Consider the following 17,282-nt stretch of genomic DNA (forward strand, 5'->3'; position numbering starts at 1 on the left):
GCATTGCACTTTTCTGAAACTTCCGTTTCATCTACACGTATATAGGTATAATACCAATTCTGGTATGTATAATCGGAGTAATCGTAATGAACGGGATATTAAGATTGAAATTTTTCATAGCAGTGTTTGCGCTGCTTTGTGTCGTCCGGCTTTCGGGTCAGGTGACCGCGGATTTTGCTATTAATGCTCCCACCAATAACTGCAATCCTGCCATTTATAGTTTTTCCAATAATTCCATCGGTATTCCTCCTTTGACTTATGAGTGGAACTTTGGGGTTTATCCTGGACTTAACTCTGTTTTTGCGAACCCGAGTACAACGTATTTAACCTGTGGAAGTTTTGCCGTAAAACTGATTACCACCAATGGATTAGGTCTGAAAGATTCTATAACAAAAATGGTAGTGATTCGTTGTTCTCCTAAGCCCAGTTTCACCACTTCTACCTTAACCGGATGTCTTCCTATGCCGGTTAAATTTATCAGCACCTCGCAGCCCGGAAGTGGCACAATCACCAATCTGATTTGGGATTTTGGAGACGGATCTAGCGGTGGAGGGCTAAGCGAAGAGCATGTCTATACATCCTCTGGCTGTAAGAACATAACATTGATAGCAACCAATTCTTTTGGCTGTGTCAAGGATACTACGATGAATAATGTTCTCTGCGCTTATCCACGACCTACCGCGGCGTTCAGTTCCCCTATAACTACAACTTGTAACCTTCCTTTACAAGTAACTTATAGTAATTCCTCTTTTGGTGGCACCGGGCCATATAACTATCGCTGGATTTTTGAAGGAGGAGTGCCGCCTACTTCTACCCAGGCTACACCGCAGGTTACCTACAATTCGTATGGTAGTTTTACCTCGTATCTGGTTGTGGTAGATGCCAATGGTTGTTCAGATACTATTGAAAAGCAAAATTATATCAACACAGTTAGTAGCTATGTGAATTTTACTTTGAGCAGCAACACAGGCTGTGCGCCGGGTTCCATTACAACTAGTGCTGTTACTACCTCAACGCCTCTATCGTATAACTGGACAGCATCACCTTCAGCGGTTATAACAAACCCCAATTCAAAGAACGCAACATTTACTTTCAGCGACACAGGAACTTATGATTTATGCCTGCTTGTTGATTATGGGAATAACTGTATTGGCAGCCGTTGTAGCACTGTGGTGATTAATCCTGCCCCGTTAGCCCTATTTCGAGCAGAAGGTCTGTTTAATACTTGTCAGAAGCCAAATCTGATTTCTTTTGTTGATTCTTCGTCAGGTACTAACTTGGCTTATGACTGGTCTTTTAACGGAGGTATTCCTGCGTCAGCAAATACTCCGAAACCGCCCATGGTTGTTTATGATAGCTGTGGAACTTATACAGCACGTTTAACAGTAACGAATGATTTTGGATGTTCCTCTATCCATACATTGCCTGCGTTTATGACTATTACTTGTCCGAAAAACTCAATTGTGGTAGCTCCCCGATATGGGTGCATTCCGCTATCTGCCGGATTTACTAGTGGCATGGATGATGGCTCCCCTGTATCTTGGTTATGGGATTTTGGCGATACAGCCAGCGGAGTAAATAATATCAGTACACTTGAAAACCCAAGCCATACATTTAATGACCCCGGCTGTTATAAGGTCACATTAACCACTACCACGACAGAAGGTTGTTCTGTCACAACGACAATGGGCGATGCGGTTTGTGGCGGTCATCGTCCTCATCCAAACTTTAGCGCCAATCCTCCCGTCAATTGTGTTAACCAGCCCGTATATTTTTCCGATTCTTCAACCGGTACCTTTGAGTACACTAAATATGTATGGGACTTTTATGGCGGCCCACCTTATGACAATATGAGCAATGATAAAAACCCGGTTTATGCTTATGGAGATACCGGCGTCTTTGATATCACCTTGATTGTGTCAAACTATGGTTGCGCGGATACGATTACTAAGGATGATTACGTAAAAATTCTAGCACCTGTGGCGTTACCCAAAGTAATTACCGATTGCAAAAATCCGCTTCAGGTAGTATTAGACGGGAGTGGCTCTACCGGAGGACAACGTTACAAATGGATCATTCCCGGTGGTTCTCCGGCAGTGGCCTCTTCTGCGGTAGTCATCGTTACCTATCCGGCTACAGGAAGTTATACGGCTACCTTAATCGTCTATAATGACTCTACAGGCTGTTCAGACCTTGGAGATATTTCTTTTTCGCCTACTGCTGGCCATGCCCAATTCACTGCCAGTCCGCTATTTTCCTGTGCGCCTTCAAATATTTGTGTCAACAACACTTCAATAGACGCTATCAGTCATTTATGGCAGCTAATCAGTTCTGCAAATGGTTCGGTGGTGACCACTTCAACAGCGAGACAACCATGTTTTAATATTAATACAGCCGGAATTTATGGTTTGAGATTAATAGTGACCGATGCCGGCGGATGTAAGGATACCCTCTACCGTCCCGATTATATTCAAGTCAATAAACCGGCCGCAAATTTTATCGGTGCGCCGCTTACCGGTTGTGTTCCGCTTACTTCTTCTTTCTCTGATTCTTCTAGTGTTCCGGCATCTTCAGCACCGATTGTCAGTTGGCACTATACCTTCGGAGATTTGGCCAGTGGAAGTCAAAACATCTCCACCGTTAAAAACCCTTCCCATATATTTAACTTTCCCGGCTCTTATACCATTGCGCAAACAGTTACGGATTCAACTGGTTGCGCAAACACCAAAACAAGAAATTTTTATGTGGTAGTAGGCGATCCAAAAGCAAGGTTTACTTCACCCGATACCGTAGTTTGTAATGGAAGCACCATTTGTTTTAAAAATACTTCCAGCGGTAATGGATTAAAGTATTCATGGGATTTCGGTGATGGAACTACCTCCACGGTAGCTAACCCTTGCCGTCAATACGCTGTAGATTCAGGCCTTTTTAATATCAGTTTAAGTGTGATGGATGAAGTAGGTTGTAGGGATACAACTACTCGGTCTAGTTATATTAACATTCAAAAATTTACTGCGGCGCTGATGGCTGACGTTACCACTAGCAATTGTCCACCATTAGCGGTTCAATTTTCAAATATTTCCAGAAATACGACTTCGGGCACTATGTACAAATGGAGCTTCGGCGATGCACAGGTTTCTACGTTGGTTAACCCTTTTCATATTTATAATGCTCCGGGGTCATTTAATGTTAGCCTGATTGCTGTCAGTCCTAAAGGATGTACCGATACGCTTGTATTAAACGATTATATCCGCATCGGTGGTCCGGTGGCTACTATCACCCAAGCACCTACATCAGGTTGTGCTCCGCACCGGATTTGCATGGCGGTGAATTCTCCAAATGCGGTAAGTTATACCTGGAATCTTGGCGATGGAACAGTAAAGCCAGGAAGAGATACAATTTGTTATACTTATGAATCTACCGGAATTTTTTTCCCGGAAATTATCCTGTCCGATACTGCGGGCTGTGTGTATGCTAAACCCCTGGGAGTTATTCATGTGGGTGGAGCAGTATCCCACTTCAATAATGAACCAGCACATATTTGCGGGCCTCAAACCATCTTGTTTTCGGACTCTAGTTACGGGATTTCTGCTATCCAATCCATCTCTTGGAACTTTGGTGATTCAACCAGCGGTCCCTCTAATAATTCTTCTCAACTAAATCCTTCACATCATTTTTCTAATCCTGGCTCATATAACGTTACGCATCGAATTATGACCACAGATGGTTGCTCCAACACCAGTCAAAAAGTAATTTCTGTTCATCCTACTTTAATACTTAACATTACACTAAGCGATACAGCTTTCTGTGGACCGGATACTGTTTATTTTACTGACAAAACCGTTCATCTCGCCCCATACAATTATCGCTTCTGGAGTTTTGGTGACCCGATCAGCGGTAATGAAAATTTCTCCGGCCTTCCCGACCCGTCTCATTATTACTCGACACCTGGCTATCATCCGGTTTCTCTAATAGTGGTAGATGTAAATGGTTGCACGGACACGGCGTTTACTGGTTTTACCTTGTTTGAACAACCAGTAGCAGCCTTTTCGGCATTCGATACTTGTTTAAATTCCCAACCCATCATATTTCAGAACTCCTCTTTATATGCTGGTCATTACAGATGGGATTTTGGTGATGGCTCATCCTCTACAGTCTTTCAACCCAAACATACTTTTGCTGACACTGGTTCCTATCAGGTTCGTTTAGCCGTGAATAATAAATACTGTTATGATTCTGCTTCAGCTTTTGTACGTATTCAGGATCTACCCAATCTTTCTTTCCAGTTAAATTCCAATTTTCTTTGTGGCCCGCCCGCTGTTTTTGCGGCAACCAACACTAGTACCGACGCTCATTCCTTTTTTTGGAATTTTGGAAACGGGATTTATTCTACTGAACTAAACGCTGTAGATTCTTTTATGCAACCCGGAGTTTATGTGATTCAACTTTCCGGTCAAAATCAATTCGGATGTCGAGATACGGTGAGTGATTCCATCACCGTTTATCCTTATCCGAAAACTAACCACATCTATTTAGATCCTCTGGAAGGTTGCGCTCCTTTTACTTTATCTTTTACTGCAGATGTAACTAATGGGACTTCTTATACATGGGACTTTGGCGATGGCTCTGTTCCGGTTGTTTCCGAGAACCCCACTGTTTCACACACCTATACCGATACAGGTAGTTTCACTCTTCGGCTGAAAACTATTTCATTCCTTGACTGTGCAGATAATGTAGTGCTATGGGATACCGTAAAAGTATATGTTGCACCGGTTGCAGCATTTGAATATACTCTGAACTCCATTGGTGACCTAATAGATGGAACCGTTGATTTCACCAATCAAAGTTTAAACGCCACCCATTATGAATGGGAATTTGGAGATGGCTCTTTTTCTGTTGAAGAAATCCCTACGCATCTCTATTCTGACATCAATGAATTCAATGTAATTCTTTACGCAATTACTGATTACGGTTGCCGCGACTCAGCCACGGCTTCTTTTTATGTAGTGAAGAAGTCGCTCTATGTTCCTAATGCTTTTGCGCCCGATCATTATGTCGGTGAAAGCTTAGTTCGTATTTGGAAGCCTGTAGGTATCGGTTTGAAGGAGTATCGTGCCTCAGTGTATAACACTTGGGGTGAGTTGATTTGGGAATCTACCGCACTAACTGAGGATGGTAAACCTGTCGATGGATGGGATGGAACCTATCGAGGCAAAGCCTGCCAACAGGATGTATATGTTTGGAAAGTGGAAGCTGTTTTCCTCGATAATATAGTGTGGGAAGGCATGTCGTATAAAAAAGGACAACCCAGAAAAACGATGGGTGATGTTACACTGATCAGGTAATCTGGTTGAACCCTAGCAATAATAAATTCTCTACTCTCCATCCACCACTATCGGAGTAGTTTGTATAAAGTTGCTGAAATGGCCGGCTTGATCTCGCATCATGACGTAAAAGATTGCAGTATCTTTCGGGCAGCCGATTTGAGGAGGTGCTAGACACTTCTTCGTATCAACTGCGCGAATCACTTCTATTTCACCTTCAATTCCTGGAAATTTTCCGTTGGAAGATACGTTTGCTGAAGCAAAGGATTGCACACAGCCATCGCGGTTATCAATCAGAAAGATATTGAAGTTGCTGTTACGCAAAACGGTGGAGTCATCGCTGGTGAGCCTACAACATTCGCATAGGGTCGTATCTTTTGATATCTTGATTCCGATATCACCATCACCATCGGTGAAGGAAAAAGTGATAGTGTCTTCATATCCACTTTTGAGAAATGAGGAAGAAACCGAAACAAATTCAAGGTGCGGCTCAACTGGAAATTCAGGAGCCTTGAGACAGGAGAATAGCGTGAAACTGGCCAATAGTGAGATTAAAACAGTCTTAGACATAAGTCAAAGAAACTCAAAATGATTTGATTTATCGCATTTTTACAAAGGAATGTATACGCTAAAGGACCGAATATTTGCTGTAGATGAATTCTCTTTTGAGACTTTGGCTATTGAGCTATTTGCCTATCAGTATAGACAGGTGTCTATGTATAGGGCTTTCTGCGATTCGTTTAAAAAAAAGCCAGAGAATGTAAGGACTCTGGCTGATATCCCTTTCATCCCGATTGATTTTTTCAAACGTCATCGTTTGTTGGCTGGCGAAATGGCAGATCAGAAAATCTTTGAAAGCAGTAGTACCACTGACACGGTTCCATCCTGTCATTATGTCGCAGATTTGACCGTTTATGAAGAAAGTTTCCTTAAAGGATTTGCGCAATTTTACGGAACACTACAGGATTACATTATTCTGGCATTGCTGCCTTCCTATTTGGAGCGAGAAACCTCATCTCTGGTGTATATGGTAAAGCAACTGATGGAGATAGGCAGAAATAAAGAGAGTGGTTTTTATCTACATGATTTTGAGAAATTAAAATCTACGTTGGAACAATTAAAGCAACAAAATAAAAAGGTAATACTCTGGGGGGTTACCTTTGCCTTGTTAGATTTCGTCGAAAAATATGCAACACATTTTCCAAAACTTATTGTGATGGAAACAGGAGGAATGAAGGGTAGGAGAAAGGAGATAACCCGTTTAGAGGTACACCAAATTTTAAGAAGGGCTTTCGGGGTGGACAAAATTCATTCGGAATATGGAATGACTGAATTATTGAGTCAGGCCTATTCACTGGGAGATGGCCGGTTCAATACACCACCGTGGATGAAAATTCTTGTGAGAGATATGGATGATCCACTAGGTATCGGAATAAGAGGCAGTGCAGGAGCATTGAACGTAGTGGATCTGGCGAACATCTATTCCTGTTCGTTTATAGCAACCGGTGATACAGGTATAGTTTATGACGACGGAAGTTTTGAAGTAACTGGTCGAATGGATTATACAGAAGTAAGGGGATGTAACTTAATGGTCCATTAATACTACGCAGCTATGAAATGGATTAGAACTTCTTTTCCTTACCGACTTTATCAGACTGATAAACTTCTTTTTGCTGTTGTTGGCATATATGTTCTAGGCTTGGCTTACGGATGGCGTTTAGACCGGGAGGAATTTCCTTTTCTTCTTTATGGAATGTATTCGTTGAAAGAAGAGTCCAAGGCAACTTATTCCACCTATTCCATTGAATTTAATGGAAAGGAGTTGGATCAGAATTCGTTGCTAAATCCTAAGAAAGAATTGTTGATGACTACTACGGCTCATGTTGTTCCGTTGATGGATTCTGTTTTGAAGGGAGAGGATAAGGAGTCTTTTGCAAGATGGCTATTGCGGTGTGGTGCTATTGGTAATAAAATGCACCACGATGAAGTGAATATTTATAAGATGAAAGCTCTTTATGATGAAAGTGGGAGAATTAATTTAGTTCATCACGAAGCCATATTCTCTTATGCAGACTATTGAGTTTCTAAAAGAATATCGTTGGAAAGCAAACTTCGTGTTTGCAGGAGCGCTCATGATTTTATGTTATCGGTGGATGAGTGACTCGCTCTTGAGTCAAATGGAACAACCTTTGTTTTTGTTTAAAGAAAGGGAAAGCGCCTATCTCTGGTTGCTTTCCTCCGGAGTGCCGCAGTGGATTAGTTCGAACACCATAGCTGCGGTGACCTTTGACTCAGCTCTATTCCTTTTTCCAATGTTGTTTCTTCTTAGTCAAAGAAGAGTTTTTAGTGTCCTTTTTTCAATATTGCTGTTGTTTTACTTTATGACCTTTAATTTGGTAACCGGGCATCATTATCATTCTCTTACCGGTTTGATTGTAATAACTATTCCTTTTTGGTTTCGAAAAGAGGAGAAATTTCATGTAGCCTGGGAATTGGCAAGGTATTATCTACTTTACATTTTTGCTTCGGCTGCTCTATGGAAAATCACCAGAGGCTCCGCATTTTATGAACCACAACTTTCTGAAATTCTGAAATCGCAGCAATTATATCTGCTAATTCAGCAACCAGATTCTCTTCATGCACGATTGGTTCAATATTTGATAGCCAATGTTCAAATATCCCATGCGTTGTTACTTGCTAACGTGGTATTGCAACTGAGTTTTGTTGTTGGATTCTTTACGAAAAGATTTGACAGTATTTTATTCTGGCTAGCTATCCTATTCTGTATCGCGAATTATTTGGTGATGAGCATTTTCTCCTTCGAACTGCTCATATTGAATCTCAGCTTACTGGATTGGAAGAACAGTAAAATGATTATTAAATCAGACCTTAGCGGTCTTCGCTCTCAACCAGTGATCAGCAATCACTAAGGCGGCCATTGCTTCAACAATGGGAACAGCCCGGGGCACCACACAGGGGTCGTGTCTGCCTTTTCCTTTCAATTCTACTTCATTGCCTTCCTTATCCACAGAAGATTGTGATTGCATAATGGTAGCAACCGGTTTGAACGCTACGTTAAAGTAGATGTCCTCACCATTGCTAATTCCACCTTGTACACCGCCCGAATGATTCGTTTTTGTCTTGATTCTATTTTTGGAATCGGCGATAAAAATATCGTTGTTATCACTGCCGAAATGGGAGGCTCCTTCAAAGCCACTTCCATATTCAAAACCCTGAACCGCGTTGATGGAAAGCATAGCCTTACCTAAGTCTGCATGAAGTTTATCAAAAACCGGCTCTCCCAATCCTACCGGACAGTTTTTTATCACTCCGGTTATAATTCCACCTACGGTATCGCCTTTTGCCTTGGTTTCTTTGATGAAATCAATCATTCGGTTAGCCGTGGTTTCATCGGGGCAGCGAATGATGTTGGTATCTATTTTACTTAAATCAAGCTCTGAGTAGTTTTTGCTAAGCCGTATTTGGCCTACTGCTGAGACAAAGGAGTAAATTTCAATCCCTGCTTTCTTCTGCAATAGCTCTTTAGCAATAGCTCCGGCAACTACTCTTGCTGCGGTTTCGCGGGCACTGGATCTGCCGCCGCCCCGATGATCTCGGATGCCGTATTTCATTTCATAAGTATAGTCTGCATGAGATGGACGAAAAGCATCCTTCAAATGACCGTAGTCATCCGACTTTTGGTCTTCATTGGGAGTGATAATTGCAATTGGAGAGCCCAAAGTTTTCCCTTCAAAAACACCGGAGAGAATCTGGAAAGTATCGCTTTCCTTTCTTTGAGTAGTGATGGACGACTGCCCCGGTTTGCGCCTGTCCAGTTCATTTTGAAGAAAGTCTAGATTAATTTCTAGCCCGGCAGGACAGCCATCAATAATCACACCTATTGCCTTGCCGTGACTTTCACCAAAGGTGGTGATTCTGAAAATTTCCCCAATACTATTTCCTGCCATATTGGTGGTGAAAATAGAAGATATTAATAGTACACCAATCACATTCCGAACCTTCCCTAATAAAGAAAAGGTCGCCCGCAAAGCGGACGACCTTTTTCAATTAAATCTTCAAATCTATTAGAACCAATAAGAGACCACTCTGGTTTTTACAATACCGTTTTTAGTATAGGTAATTTTGAATCCATAAGCACATCCGCTGCTGATTGGATTGCCATTGTTATCCACTCCAAACACCACATTTACATTTTTCGTTCCTACGTTATGATTGACTTCGCCTTGAACAGGTTTGAGCCATCCACAATTGTTATTCGACACCAAAGGAGTAGTGATCGAATTGATAAAGGATACGCCATTCCGGTTCGTTCCCCATGAATCGGCGTTGACCACGCCGCCCTCTGTATGGTCAGAGGAAAGAGTGATAGTTTTTATTCCGTTAGCGAATGTATAGGTGCGCAAGCGATTCACGCTCCAAGTCCTTTGAGCGCCGTTGGGCAAGGTCAGGGAGAAATTATTGGCGGTGTGACGAATAGCTACTGGGCCGGGCTCCAGTCCACTCATCACCTTCCCGGGTCTGCCACCGGTTTCGTTGGTAAGAAAGTGGGTGCCATTCAAGGTTACTGATTTGCCGTTCAGCTTGCTTACGTTTACAGAATCGAATAAAACTTCTAGAACCGTTCCCTGATCTTTCCAACGGCTACCATTGGCATATCCTTGAACAGTAAGGGTGATAGAACCAGTACGCTTGATCCCGTTTGGACAAACTGTACCATTGTAATTAATAACGACAATACCCGCCGATTTTTGGCTGGTGTCAATATCAGCACCACAAATACCGATCATCCCATCTGTTTTGCCTGAAAGAGCCTCGACACCGTCGGCAACATTTCCTGCATCATCAACAGAATAATCTAAGGCGGAAGAAACGTCGGAGTTATCTTCAGCGCTGTAACTGTCGTCAACGAGTAATGAAGACTCTTTTTGGCAACTAGTGAAAAATAGCACGGCTGAGGCAATCAGCATCAGCGGCAAGGTTTGAATTTTTGTTTTCATGATTTCTGGTTTTTTTTTAGTAATTGGCTTATGACCAATACAAAGGAATAAGGTTTAATCACTATGAAATATTTTATTCGAAATTAATTTCTACAATTATTCCCAATTGTTAATTTTATAGAGACTTCTTGGTATTTATCTAGGCTGATAAGGATTGTTTAGCCGATGAAAGAAAAACCTATTTGGCAGGATAGAGTTGCTATTTCTTATCTATCGCTCCACCCTCCTAGGTTAGTTAGGCTGATCATAATCCTTGTCCGAAGACTTACATCGAAAAGGATACAACTATAGTTATGGATCTGGCTTTTCTGTTTTACTGCATTCTGAAAGATTGTCCCCTTCTCGTTATGTATTTAGCCGCCCCATTTCGATTTAGTATCTATCTACAACGATTCGTCACTTATTGGTGAGAAGCAAATGCTTATCAGCAGCTATTTTGTGTGTTTTAGCTACGAGCAGGAGTCAAGTAGCTATTCGCAATAGGCATAGCATGAGTTGATTTTCATAAAATTTCACCAGCCCTGTACTGGAATCTATAGATCCTGAACAGGAATCTTCAAAATCTGTACGGGAATTATAAATTCCCGTACAGATTTTGATAAATCCTGAGCAAGAATTGACGAATCCTGTTCAGGAACTAATGAAACCTGTACAAGAATCATAAATTCCTGTACAGAAAACGATAAATCCTGTACAGGAATGGTCAATTCCCGGACAGAAACCTGAAATTCCTGTACAGAACTGGTATTAAATTAGATTCCTGACTTGCCAATTGAAGCACAATAGATGTGAAAGGAGGCCAAAATGGATATGTTTTATTCAAAAAACAGGCAAAACTGTATGTCTCATGCGGTTAATTCCACAAACAAGCCAAAGCCAGAGGAGTTTCGTCCGAAACATAATCTGAAATTCTTGCCTACCCGCCTTTTCTTTTGGTTTTATAACCCAAAGTATTCAGAATAGTTATGACCTGCTCCCGTTTTTCTCCCTGCACTAAAATAATTCCATCCTTCACGGTGCCGCCAGTGCCACATTTGGTTTTTAGGAGTTTACCCAATTCATTCAATTCAGCATCCTTTCCTTTAAAATTATCTATGATGGTAGCCACTTTTCCTCCCTTGTTTCTTTCAAGCGAAACATAAAGTGTTTGCTGTGTGGCGGAAATGCTTTCCTCTTCCCTACTTTCTTCTGCCTTATTAAGGTCAGGGTTCGTTGAATAAACTACTCTGTTTTTATCGTGTTGGTTTTTCATAAGCGTCCTCCGGTAGAATCTAAATAGTTGGTGGCAGATAATACATACCCTATTTCTGGTGTCGGAATAATCTAATAGGCGTTTAGGTTTTTGGGCACAATGACATCAATGCAATTGGGCATCACTTCAAAGGTAATATCTCCATGATGGATAACTGAATCTCCATCAAACTGATAGTTCATTTTCTTATTTCCGAAGATAGTGACTTTTCGGGCTCGATAACACTCGGCTTCTTTAATTAAATCTGCTCGTTTCAGAAAAAGGCAAAACAGTATGTAAGGCAATTTCCAGATAGGAAACTTGCTCAATACAATCACATCCATTATACCATCCTTCAAACTGGTGAAAGGGAAAATGCCAAAGTTATAGCCGTATTGGTTGGCGTTAAAAGCCGTAAACAGATAGATCGGCTTTTCAATCAGTACGTCGTCTATTTCTATTTTGGCATCCACCGGCTTGAAGTAAAATAGTATCTCCGTGATGACGGCACCTGCGTAGGAAAAGAATCCGCGAATCCGGTGGTGCCTAAACCGACGGGCTACGGAAGAATCAATACCGAAACCAGCATTGCTGACGAAATATCGGAGATTGGATTTCACTAAATCCATCTTAACCACCTTACCGGTATTTAATACTTCAATAGACCCTTTGGTATAGCGCGGGGGGATCTTGAGATGAGTGCCAAAGCCATTTCCTGAACCGCAGGGGATAATTCCGAGGATAGTTTTGTGCCAACCAAAGCCTGTGCTACTTCATTAATAGAGCCATCGCCACCCACAGCCACTACCACCTCGAACCCTTCCTTTACTGCTTGCTCTGACAACAGTTTTGCATGTCCGGCATATTCGGTGAGGCGGATGGTATAATGGTATTTTTCCTGGTCTATATACTTTGCAATCTTCTCAGGTATATGGTCCTTTTTATAAACACCTGACACCGGATTTATAATGAAGAGTATTTTCTTAGAGGCTGAAGACATCGGTGACGAAGATATTATTCCAGTTAGAATTTAAAAGGCTTTCAAGCTCAGGTCTAAGCTGGATGATGAATGGGTCAGTGCTCCAACAGAAATGAAATCTACACCGGTCTCTGCAAATGGTAGTACCGTCTCCATCGTGATTCCGCCCGATGCCTCTGTTTCGTATTGATGGTTGACCATTTGGACAGCTTGGTTCATGTCTTCGATTTCGAAATTGTCAAACATTATTCGGTGAATATTTCCGACGGCTAAAATTTCTTCCACGTTCTTTAAACTTCTGGTTTCTACTTCTACTCGTAGATTCAGTTGGTTCTTCTCCTGATATGCTCGCACCGCAAGAATGGCAGGACGAATCCCTCCACAAAAATCTATATGGTTATCCTTGAGCATAATCATATCATATAAACCATAGCGATGGTTCTGCCCTCCTCCGATACGCACCGCCCATTTTTCAAAGAAACGGAAGTTGGGAGTTGTTTTACGGGTATCAAGAATTGTGGCATGAGTGCCACTTACTTGATTTACATACTTGGAAGTATTAGTGGCAATACCGCTCATCCGTTGCATGAAATTAAGTCACACCCTTTCCGCTCTTAGAATTGATTTCACCTCGCCGTATAATTTAAAAGCGATGTCGCCCGGCTGTATTACTGCGCCATCTTCCAGATATTTTTCAAATCGCAACTGCTCATCCACTCTCTGACAAACCATCTCTGCCAAAGCCACGCCGGCCAATATTCCATTTGCCTTACACAATAAATGCGCTTTCCCCTCTTTCTTATTTGGGATGCAAGCCAGAGATGAGTGGTCGCCGGAAGGAATCATGCCTTCATAATCCACCACATCCTCAGCAAGTGCTTGATCAATAAACTGATTTATTGGGAAATTCATATCCAATTGATTGAGGTGTGAATTAAAAAATAAATGGCGAAGCAAATGCTTCGCCATTTTCAAATTTCTTATTTCTCCGTCTTTTTTATTGATCTATCCTTATTTCCTGAATGGCTAATTTGCCTGCCATAGTCTTGGCATATACATAGGTTCGATATATCCCCGTCGAAGCAGACATATTAGCTATAAAATACTTTGCCCCTTCGGGTGAAGTTCCTTGGTGCACTAAGGCAAAAGATTTGGGTGAGTTTGTATTGAAAAAATCTCGCATCACCATCTCTGCCTGGTTCTTGCTATATGAATTACCGGAACTTTTAATTGTGATTTCGACATACGAATCAAAATTAGATGCCAGAGCCGAAGCATCACCGCTTTTAAAAGAATTCATTATGCTTTCAAACCCTTGTGCTTTCAGACTTATTGTCCCAGAAAGCAATATAAGAAAGAGGAAAAACGCTCTCTTTAATCTATTGTTAATCATCTTATTCATTGTACAACGAACAAAGCGAGAATTGTGCCAAAAATTTCTGACCGATTTCATCCTGTAAAAATACTAATTAGGATAACTTTGCCCCAATGAGCAAGAAAGTTATCCTCATCATCATGGATGGTTGGGGTCATGGACCGGATCCGGATAGGAGTGCGATTGCGCAAGCAGACACTCCGTTTATTGACCATCTTTATCAAACGTATCCATATACCGAATTGGTGACTCATAGCGAATCTGTGGGGCTGCCCGCCGGGCAGATGGGAAACTCGGAGGTTGGCCATCTCAATATCGGTGCTGGTCGAATCGTTTATCAAGAATTGATGCGCATAAACAATGCCATTGAGGATGGTTCACTTGCGCAAAATGCACCACTTCTTTCCGTTATTAACTATTGTAAACAGAACAAAAAGCCGCTGCATTTCATCGGGCTGGTTTCTGACGGAGGAGTTCATTCTCATATCAATCATCTGAAAGCATTGTGTGACATTGCAAAGGCAAATGGTTTAGAGAAGAAGGATGTGTTCATCCATGCTTTTACGGACGGGAGAGATTGTGATCCCAAGAGCGGCCTTCGGTTTCTCAAAGAACTAGATACTTATCTGCAACAATCTGTCGGGCAAATTGCTTCCGTTTGCGGAAGATATTACGCCATGGATCGCGACAATCGGTGGGAACGGGTTAAACTGGCTTATGATTTGTTGGTCAACGGAATAGGAGAGAAGGCGGTAGATATTTTTAAGGCAATAGAAGAAAGCTACGCAAACGGTGTGACAGATGAGTTCATCAAACCGATTGTGAGGACGAATGACAAAGGGGAACCTTATGCTACAATTTCGGATGATGATGCGGTGATCTGCTTCAACTTTCGTACGGATCGGTGCCGCGAAATTACCAAGGCATTAACCCAATTCGATTACCCGGAACAGAACATGAAAAAGAAACAGCTTCACTATACTACGATGACTGTTTATGATCATACGTTTCAACAGGTAGGAAACATATTTGATAATGACGACCTCCAGATGACTCTGGGAGAAGTTCTTTCCATCAACAAAGACACAGGTGCGTGCCGCTGAAACAGAAAAATATCCTCACGTCACATTCTTTTTTTCCGGTGGAAGAGAATTGGAGTTTGAAGGCGAAACCAGACTAATGGCTTCTTCGCCCAAAGTGCCGACCTATGATTTGCAACCTGAAATGAGTGCCTTACCACTCACCGAAAAGGTATTGAAAGAAATCGAGACAAATCTTCCTGATTTTGTTTGCCTCAATTTTGCCAATGCCGATATGGTAGGTCATACCGGTGTTTTCTCTGCGGCCATCAAGGCTGTTGAAACGGTGGACTCCTGCGTGGAAAAAATTGCCAACCTCGGGATGAAAAATGACTACACTATTCTGATCACAGCAGATCATGGCAATGCAGATTTTATGATTAATGACGATGGTAGTCCAAACACCGCCCATACACTGAACCCTGTTCCGTTCTTTTTGATAGATAAGAATACGAAGCCCGTTCTGCACACCGGAAAACTAGCTGACATTGCCCCAACAATTTTAAAGTTGATGGGCATTCCACAACCGGAGGAAATGACGGCAGTAAGTCTGTATTAGAGGTTTGATGACCTCTTAAAGGCTATCTGCTGCTTGCAACTACAGAAACCGAATAATCAGATTTGAATTTATTTGTCCGGCTGTAAAAACGGATACTGGTAGTCATGAGGAGGAACCAGCGTTTCTTTAATCGTTCTAGGCGAAACCCAACGTAGTAGGTTAATCATGCTTCCGGCCTTGTCGTTTGTTCCCGAACTTCTGCTTCCTCCAAAAGGTTGTTGCCCCACAACAGCACCGGTAGGTTTATCGTTGATATAGAAATTGCCGGCTGCATTGGTAAGTTTCCGGGTAGCCAGTTCTACGGCATACCTGTCCTGTGCAAAAATGGAACCGGTGAGCGAATAGGGCGAAGTAGAGTCCAGCAAGTTTAGGGTTTCTTCAAATTTATTTTGGTCATAAACATAAATCGTCAGTATAGGGCCAAACAATTCCTCGCACATAGTCACGTATTTGGGATCTTTGGTTACCAAGATTGTAGGTTCAATAAAATAGCCCTTTGTCTTGTTATAATTTCCACCTACCAAGACCTCTACATTCTTACTTTTCTTAGCTGATTCCAGATATGCCGCCAGCTTGTCAAAACTCTTTTCATCTATTACGGCATTAATGAAATTGCCAAAGTCCTCTACACCTCCCATCTTCATACTTTTGATAGTAGGAATAAGATGTTTTTTCAATTCACTCCAAAGGTTAGAAGGTACATAAGCCCTAGAAGCAGCAGAACATTTCTGTCCTTGATACTCAAAAGCACCGCGTTCTATGGCTACAGCCAGTGCTTTCACGTCTGCCGATTTGTGAGCGATGATAAAATCCTTACCGCCTGTCTCTCCCACAATGCGTGGGTACGTTTTATAAAGATGAATATTATTGCCGATGGTTTTCCAAATATTCTGAAACACCTCCGTTGAACCTGTGAAATGAATCCCGGCAAAACTGGCATGTTTAAAAACCACTTCCGCCGCATCCGGACCAGATGGATAAATAAGATTGATCACTCCATCCGGCACGCCCGCCTCGCGAAAAATCTTCATCAATACATAGGCCGAATAGATTTGTGCATTTGAAGGTTTCCAGACTACCACATTCCCCATCATCGCACAACTGGAAGGGAGATTGCCGGCTATAGCAGTAAAGTTGAAGGGAGTAAGAGCATAAATAAATCCTTCCAGTGGTCTCCATTCCGACCGATTCCAGATACCCGGTGAGCTATGTGGCTGCATCGAATAAATCTCAGTCATAAACTGAACATTAAAGCGCAGAAAGTCAATGATTTCGCAGGCTGAATCTATCTCTGCTTGGTAGGCATTTTTAGATTGGCCAAGCATAGTAGCGGCATTCAATTCCGCCCGATAAGGACCAGCGATTAACTCAGCTGCTTTAAGGAAGATAGAAGCTCGGTGTTCCCAGTTCATCTCGGTCCAAGCATCTCTGGCAGATAGTGCTGCGTTAATTGCCTGCGTTACATGTGCTTTTTCACTTTTGTAATAATAGCCCAACAGATGTTTTCGGTCGTGAGGCGGATTTAAAGCAGTTTTTTTCTTAGTCCTAACCTCTTGACCGCCAATGAACATGGGAATGTCACGCACTTCGGCCCGCATTTTTTCTATCATGCTTTTCAACTCGGTCCTTTCCGCTGAGCCGGGTGCATAAGATTTGATGGGTTCATTATATGCAGTTGGAACTTTAAAAAATCCTGTTGCCATAGTCTTGAGTTTAT

12 protein-coding genes and 2 pseudogenes are annotated in these 17,282 nt (G+C 42.0%); 5 read left to right on the forward strand and 9 right to left on the reverse strand.

Features of this window, described 5'->3' with window-relative positions:
• The first annotated feature begins 86 nt into the window (after nt 1-86).
• Nucleotides 87-5,345, forward strand: a complete 5,259-nt coding sequence (locus tag IPP77_03250; GenBank protein ID MBL0308716.1) for a PKD domain-containing protein — start codon at nt 87-89, stop codon at nt 5,343-5,345.
• 30 nt (nt 5,346-5,375) lie between these two features.
• On the opposite strand, the gene IPP77_03255 is transcribed toward IPP77_03250, so the two are convergent.
• Nucleotides 5,376-5,894, reverse strand: a complete 519-nt coding sequence (locus IPP77_03255; protein MBL0308717.1) for a hypothetical protein — start codon at nt 5,892-5,894, stop codon at nt 5,376-5,378.
• Nucleotides 5,895-5,943: 49 nt separating this feature from the next.
• Here IPP77_03255 and IPP77_03260 point away from each other — a divergent pair, with 49 nt between their 5' ends.
• From IPP77_03260 to IPP77_03270, 3 genes are read left to right on the forward strand one after another with little or no spacing between them, the layout of a single operon-like run.
• Nucleotides 5,944-6,924, forward strand: coding sequence for an acyl transferase (locus tag IPP77_03260; protein ID MBL0308718.1), 981 nt, complete (start codon nt 5,944-5,946; stop codon nt 6,922-6,924).
• 12 nt (nt 6,925-6,936) lie between these two features.
• Nucleotides 6,937-7,404 carry a hypothetical protein gene (locus IPP77_03265; GenBank protein MBL0308719.1) on the forward strand — a complete coding sequence of 156 codons (468 nt, stop codon included), beginning with the start codon at nt 6,937-6,939 and terminating at the stop codon, nt 7,402-7,404.
• Entirely contained in the window at nt 7,391-8,254 is an 864-nt protein-coding gene (locus IPP77_03270) for a hypothetical protein (protein MBL0308720.1), read from the forward strand. The genes IPP77_03265 and IPP77_03270 overlap by 14 nt, the downstream gene beginning before the upstream one ends.
• Here IPP77_03270 and aroC read toward each other — a convergent pair.
• The 7 genes and pseudogenes from aroC to IPP77_03305 form a co-directional block, all read right to left on the reverse strand.
• The gene (gene aroC / locus IPP77_03275; GenBank protein MBL0308721.1) at nt 8,207-9,292 is read right to left on the reverse strand and encodes a chorismate synthase; all 1,086 of its coding nucleotides are present in this window, start codon (nt 9,290-9,292) and stop codon (nt 8,207-8,209) included. The two genes, IPP77_03270 and aroC, sit on opposite strands and share 48 nt — an antisense overlap.
• Before the next feature lie 117 nt (nt 9,293-9,409).
• On the reverse strand, nt 9,410-10,342 hold the full coding sequence (locus IPP77_03280) for a hypothetical protein (protein ID MBL0308722.1): 933 nt from the start codon (nt 10,340-10,342) through the stop codon (nt 9,410-9,412).
• A gap of 916 nt (nt 10,343-11,258) precedes the next feature.
• Nucleotides 11,259-11,594, reverse strand: a complete 336-nt coding sequence (locus IPP77_03285; protein ID MBL0308723.1) for a translation initiation factor — start codon at nt 11,592-11,594, stop codon at nt 11,259-11,261.
• A gap of 71 nt (nt 11,595-11,665) precedes the next feature.
• Nucleotides 11,666-12,316, reverse strand: a complete 651-nt coding sequence (locus tag IPP77_03290) for a hypothetical protein (GenBank protein ID MBL0308724.1) — start codon at nt 12,314-12,316, stop codon at nt 11,666-11,668.
• Nucleotides 12,223-12,573 carry an acylglycerol kinase family protein gene (locus tag IPP77_03295; protein MBL0308725.1) on the reverse strand — a complete coding sequence of 117 codons (351 nt, stop codon included), beginning with the start codon at nt 12,571-12,573 and terminating at the stop codon, nt 12,223-12,225. Before IPP77_03295 ends, IPP77_03290 begins: the two co-directional genes overlap by 94 nt.
• Nucleotides 12,574-12,603: 30 nt before the next feature.
• A pseudogene (gene nadC / locus IPP77_03300) lies at nt 12,604-13,464 on the reverse strand (carboxylating nicotinate-nucleotide diphosphorylase).
• Between the two features lie 85 nt (nt 13,465-13,549).
• A complete protein-coding gene (locus IPP77_03305) occupies nt 13,550-13,852 on the reverse strand; it encodes a DUF4783 domain-containing protein (GenBank protein ID MBL0308726.1) in 303 nt (100 codons plus the stop codon).
• A 188-nt stretch (nt 13,853-14,040) separates the two neighbouring features.
• On the opposite strand from IPP77_03305, the pseudogene IPP77_03310 reads away from it, so the two are divergent.
• Nucleotides 14,041-15,565, forward strand: a pseudogene (locus tag IPP77_03310) (2,3-bisphosphoglycerate-independent phosphoglycerate mutase).
• A 68-nt stretch (nt 15,566-15,633) separates the two neighbouring features.
• Here the strand turns inward: IPP77_03310 and pruA are convergent.
• Nucleotides 15,634-17,268: an L-glutamate gamma-semialdehyde dehydrogenase gene (gene pruA / locus IPP77_03315; protein MBL0308727.1), complete on the reverse strand. Its 1,635-nt coding sequence runs from the start codon at nt 17,266-17,268 to the stop codon at nt 15,634-15,636.
• Between the last annotated feature and the right edge of the window lie 14 nt (nt 17,269-17,282).

The organism is Bacteroidota bacterium (assembly GCA_016722375.1).
Taxonomy (GTDB): Bacteria; Bacteroidota; Bacteroidia; order Chitinophagales; family LD1; genus Bog-950.

Coding starts and splice junctions, on each gene's coding strand:
- IPP77_03250 (MBL0308716.1), top strand. CDS start 87: ATGAACGGGATATTAAGATTGAAATTTTTCATAGCAGTGTTTGCGCTG.
- IPP77_03255 (MBL0308717.1), bottom strand. CDS start 5,894: ATGTCTAAGACTGTTTTAATCTCACTATTGGCCAGTTTCACGCTATTC.
- IPP77_03260 (MBL0308718.1), top strand. CDS start 5,944: ATGTATACGCTAAAGGACCGAATATTTGCTGTAGATGAATTCTCTTTT.
- IPP77_03265 (MBL0308719.1), top strand. CDS start 6,937: ATGAAATGGATTAGAACTTCTTTTCCTTACCGACTTTATCAGACTGAT.
- IPP77_03270 (MBL0308720.1), top strand. CDS start 7,391: ATGCAGACTATTGAGTTTCTAAAAGAATATCGTTGGAAAGCAAACTTC.
- aroC (MBL0308721.1), bottom strand. CDS start 9,292: ATGGCAGGAAATAGTATTGGGGAAATTTTCAGAATCACCACCTTTGGT.
- IPP77_03280 (MBL0308722.1), bottom strand. CDS start 10,342: ATGAAAACAAAAATTCAAACCTTGCCGCTGATGCTGATTGCCTCAGCC.
- IPP77_03285 (MBL0308723.1), bottom strand. CDS start 11,594: ATGAAAAACCAACACGATAAAAACAGAGTAGTTTATTCAACGAACCCT.
- IPP77_03295 (MBL0308725.1), bottom strand. CDS start 12,573: ATGTCTTCAGCCTCTAAGAAAATACTCTTCATTATAAATCCGGTGTCA.
- IPP77_03305 (MBL0308726.1), bottom strand. CDS start 13,852: ATGAATTCTTTTAAAAGCGGTGATGCTTCGGCTCTGGCATCTAATTTT.
- pruA (MBL0308727.1), bottom strand. CDS start 17,268: ATGGCAACAGGATTTTTTAAAGTTCCAACTGCATATAATGAACCCATC.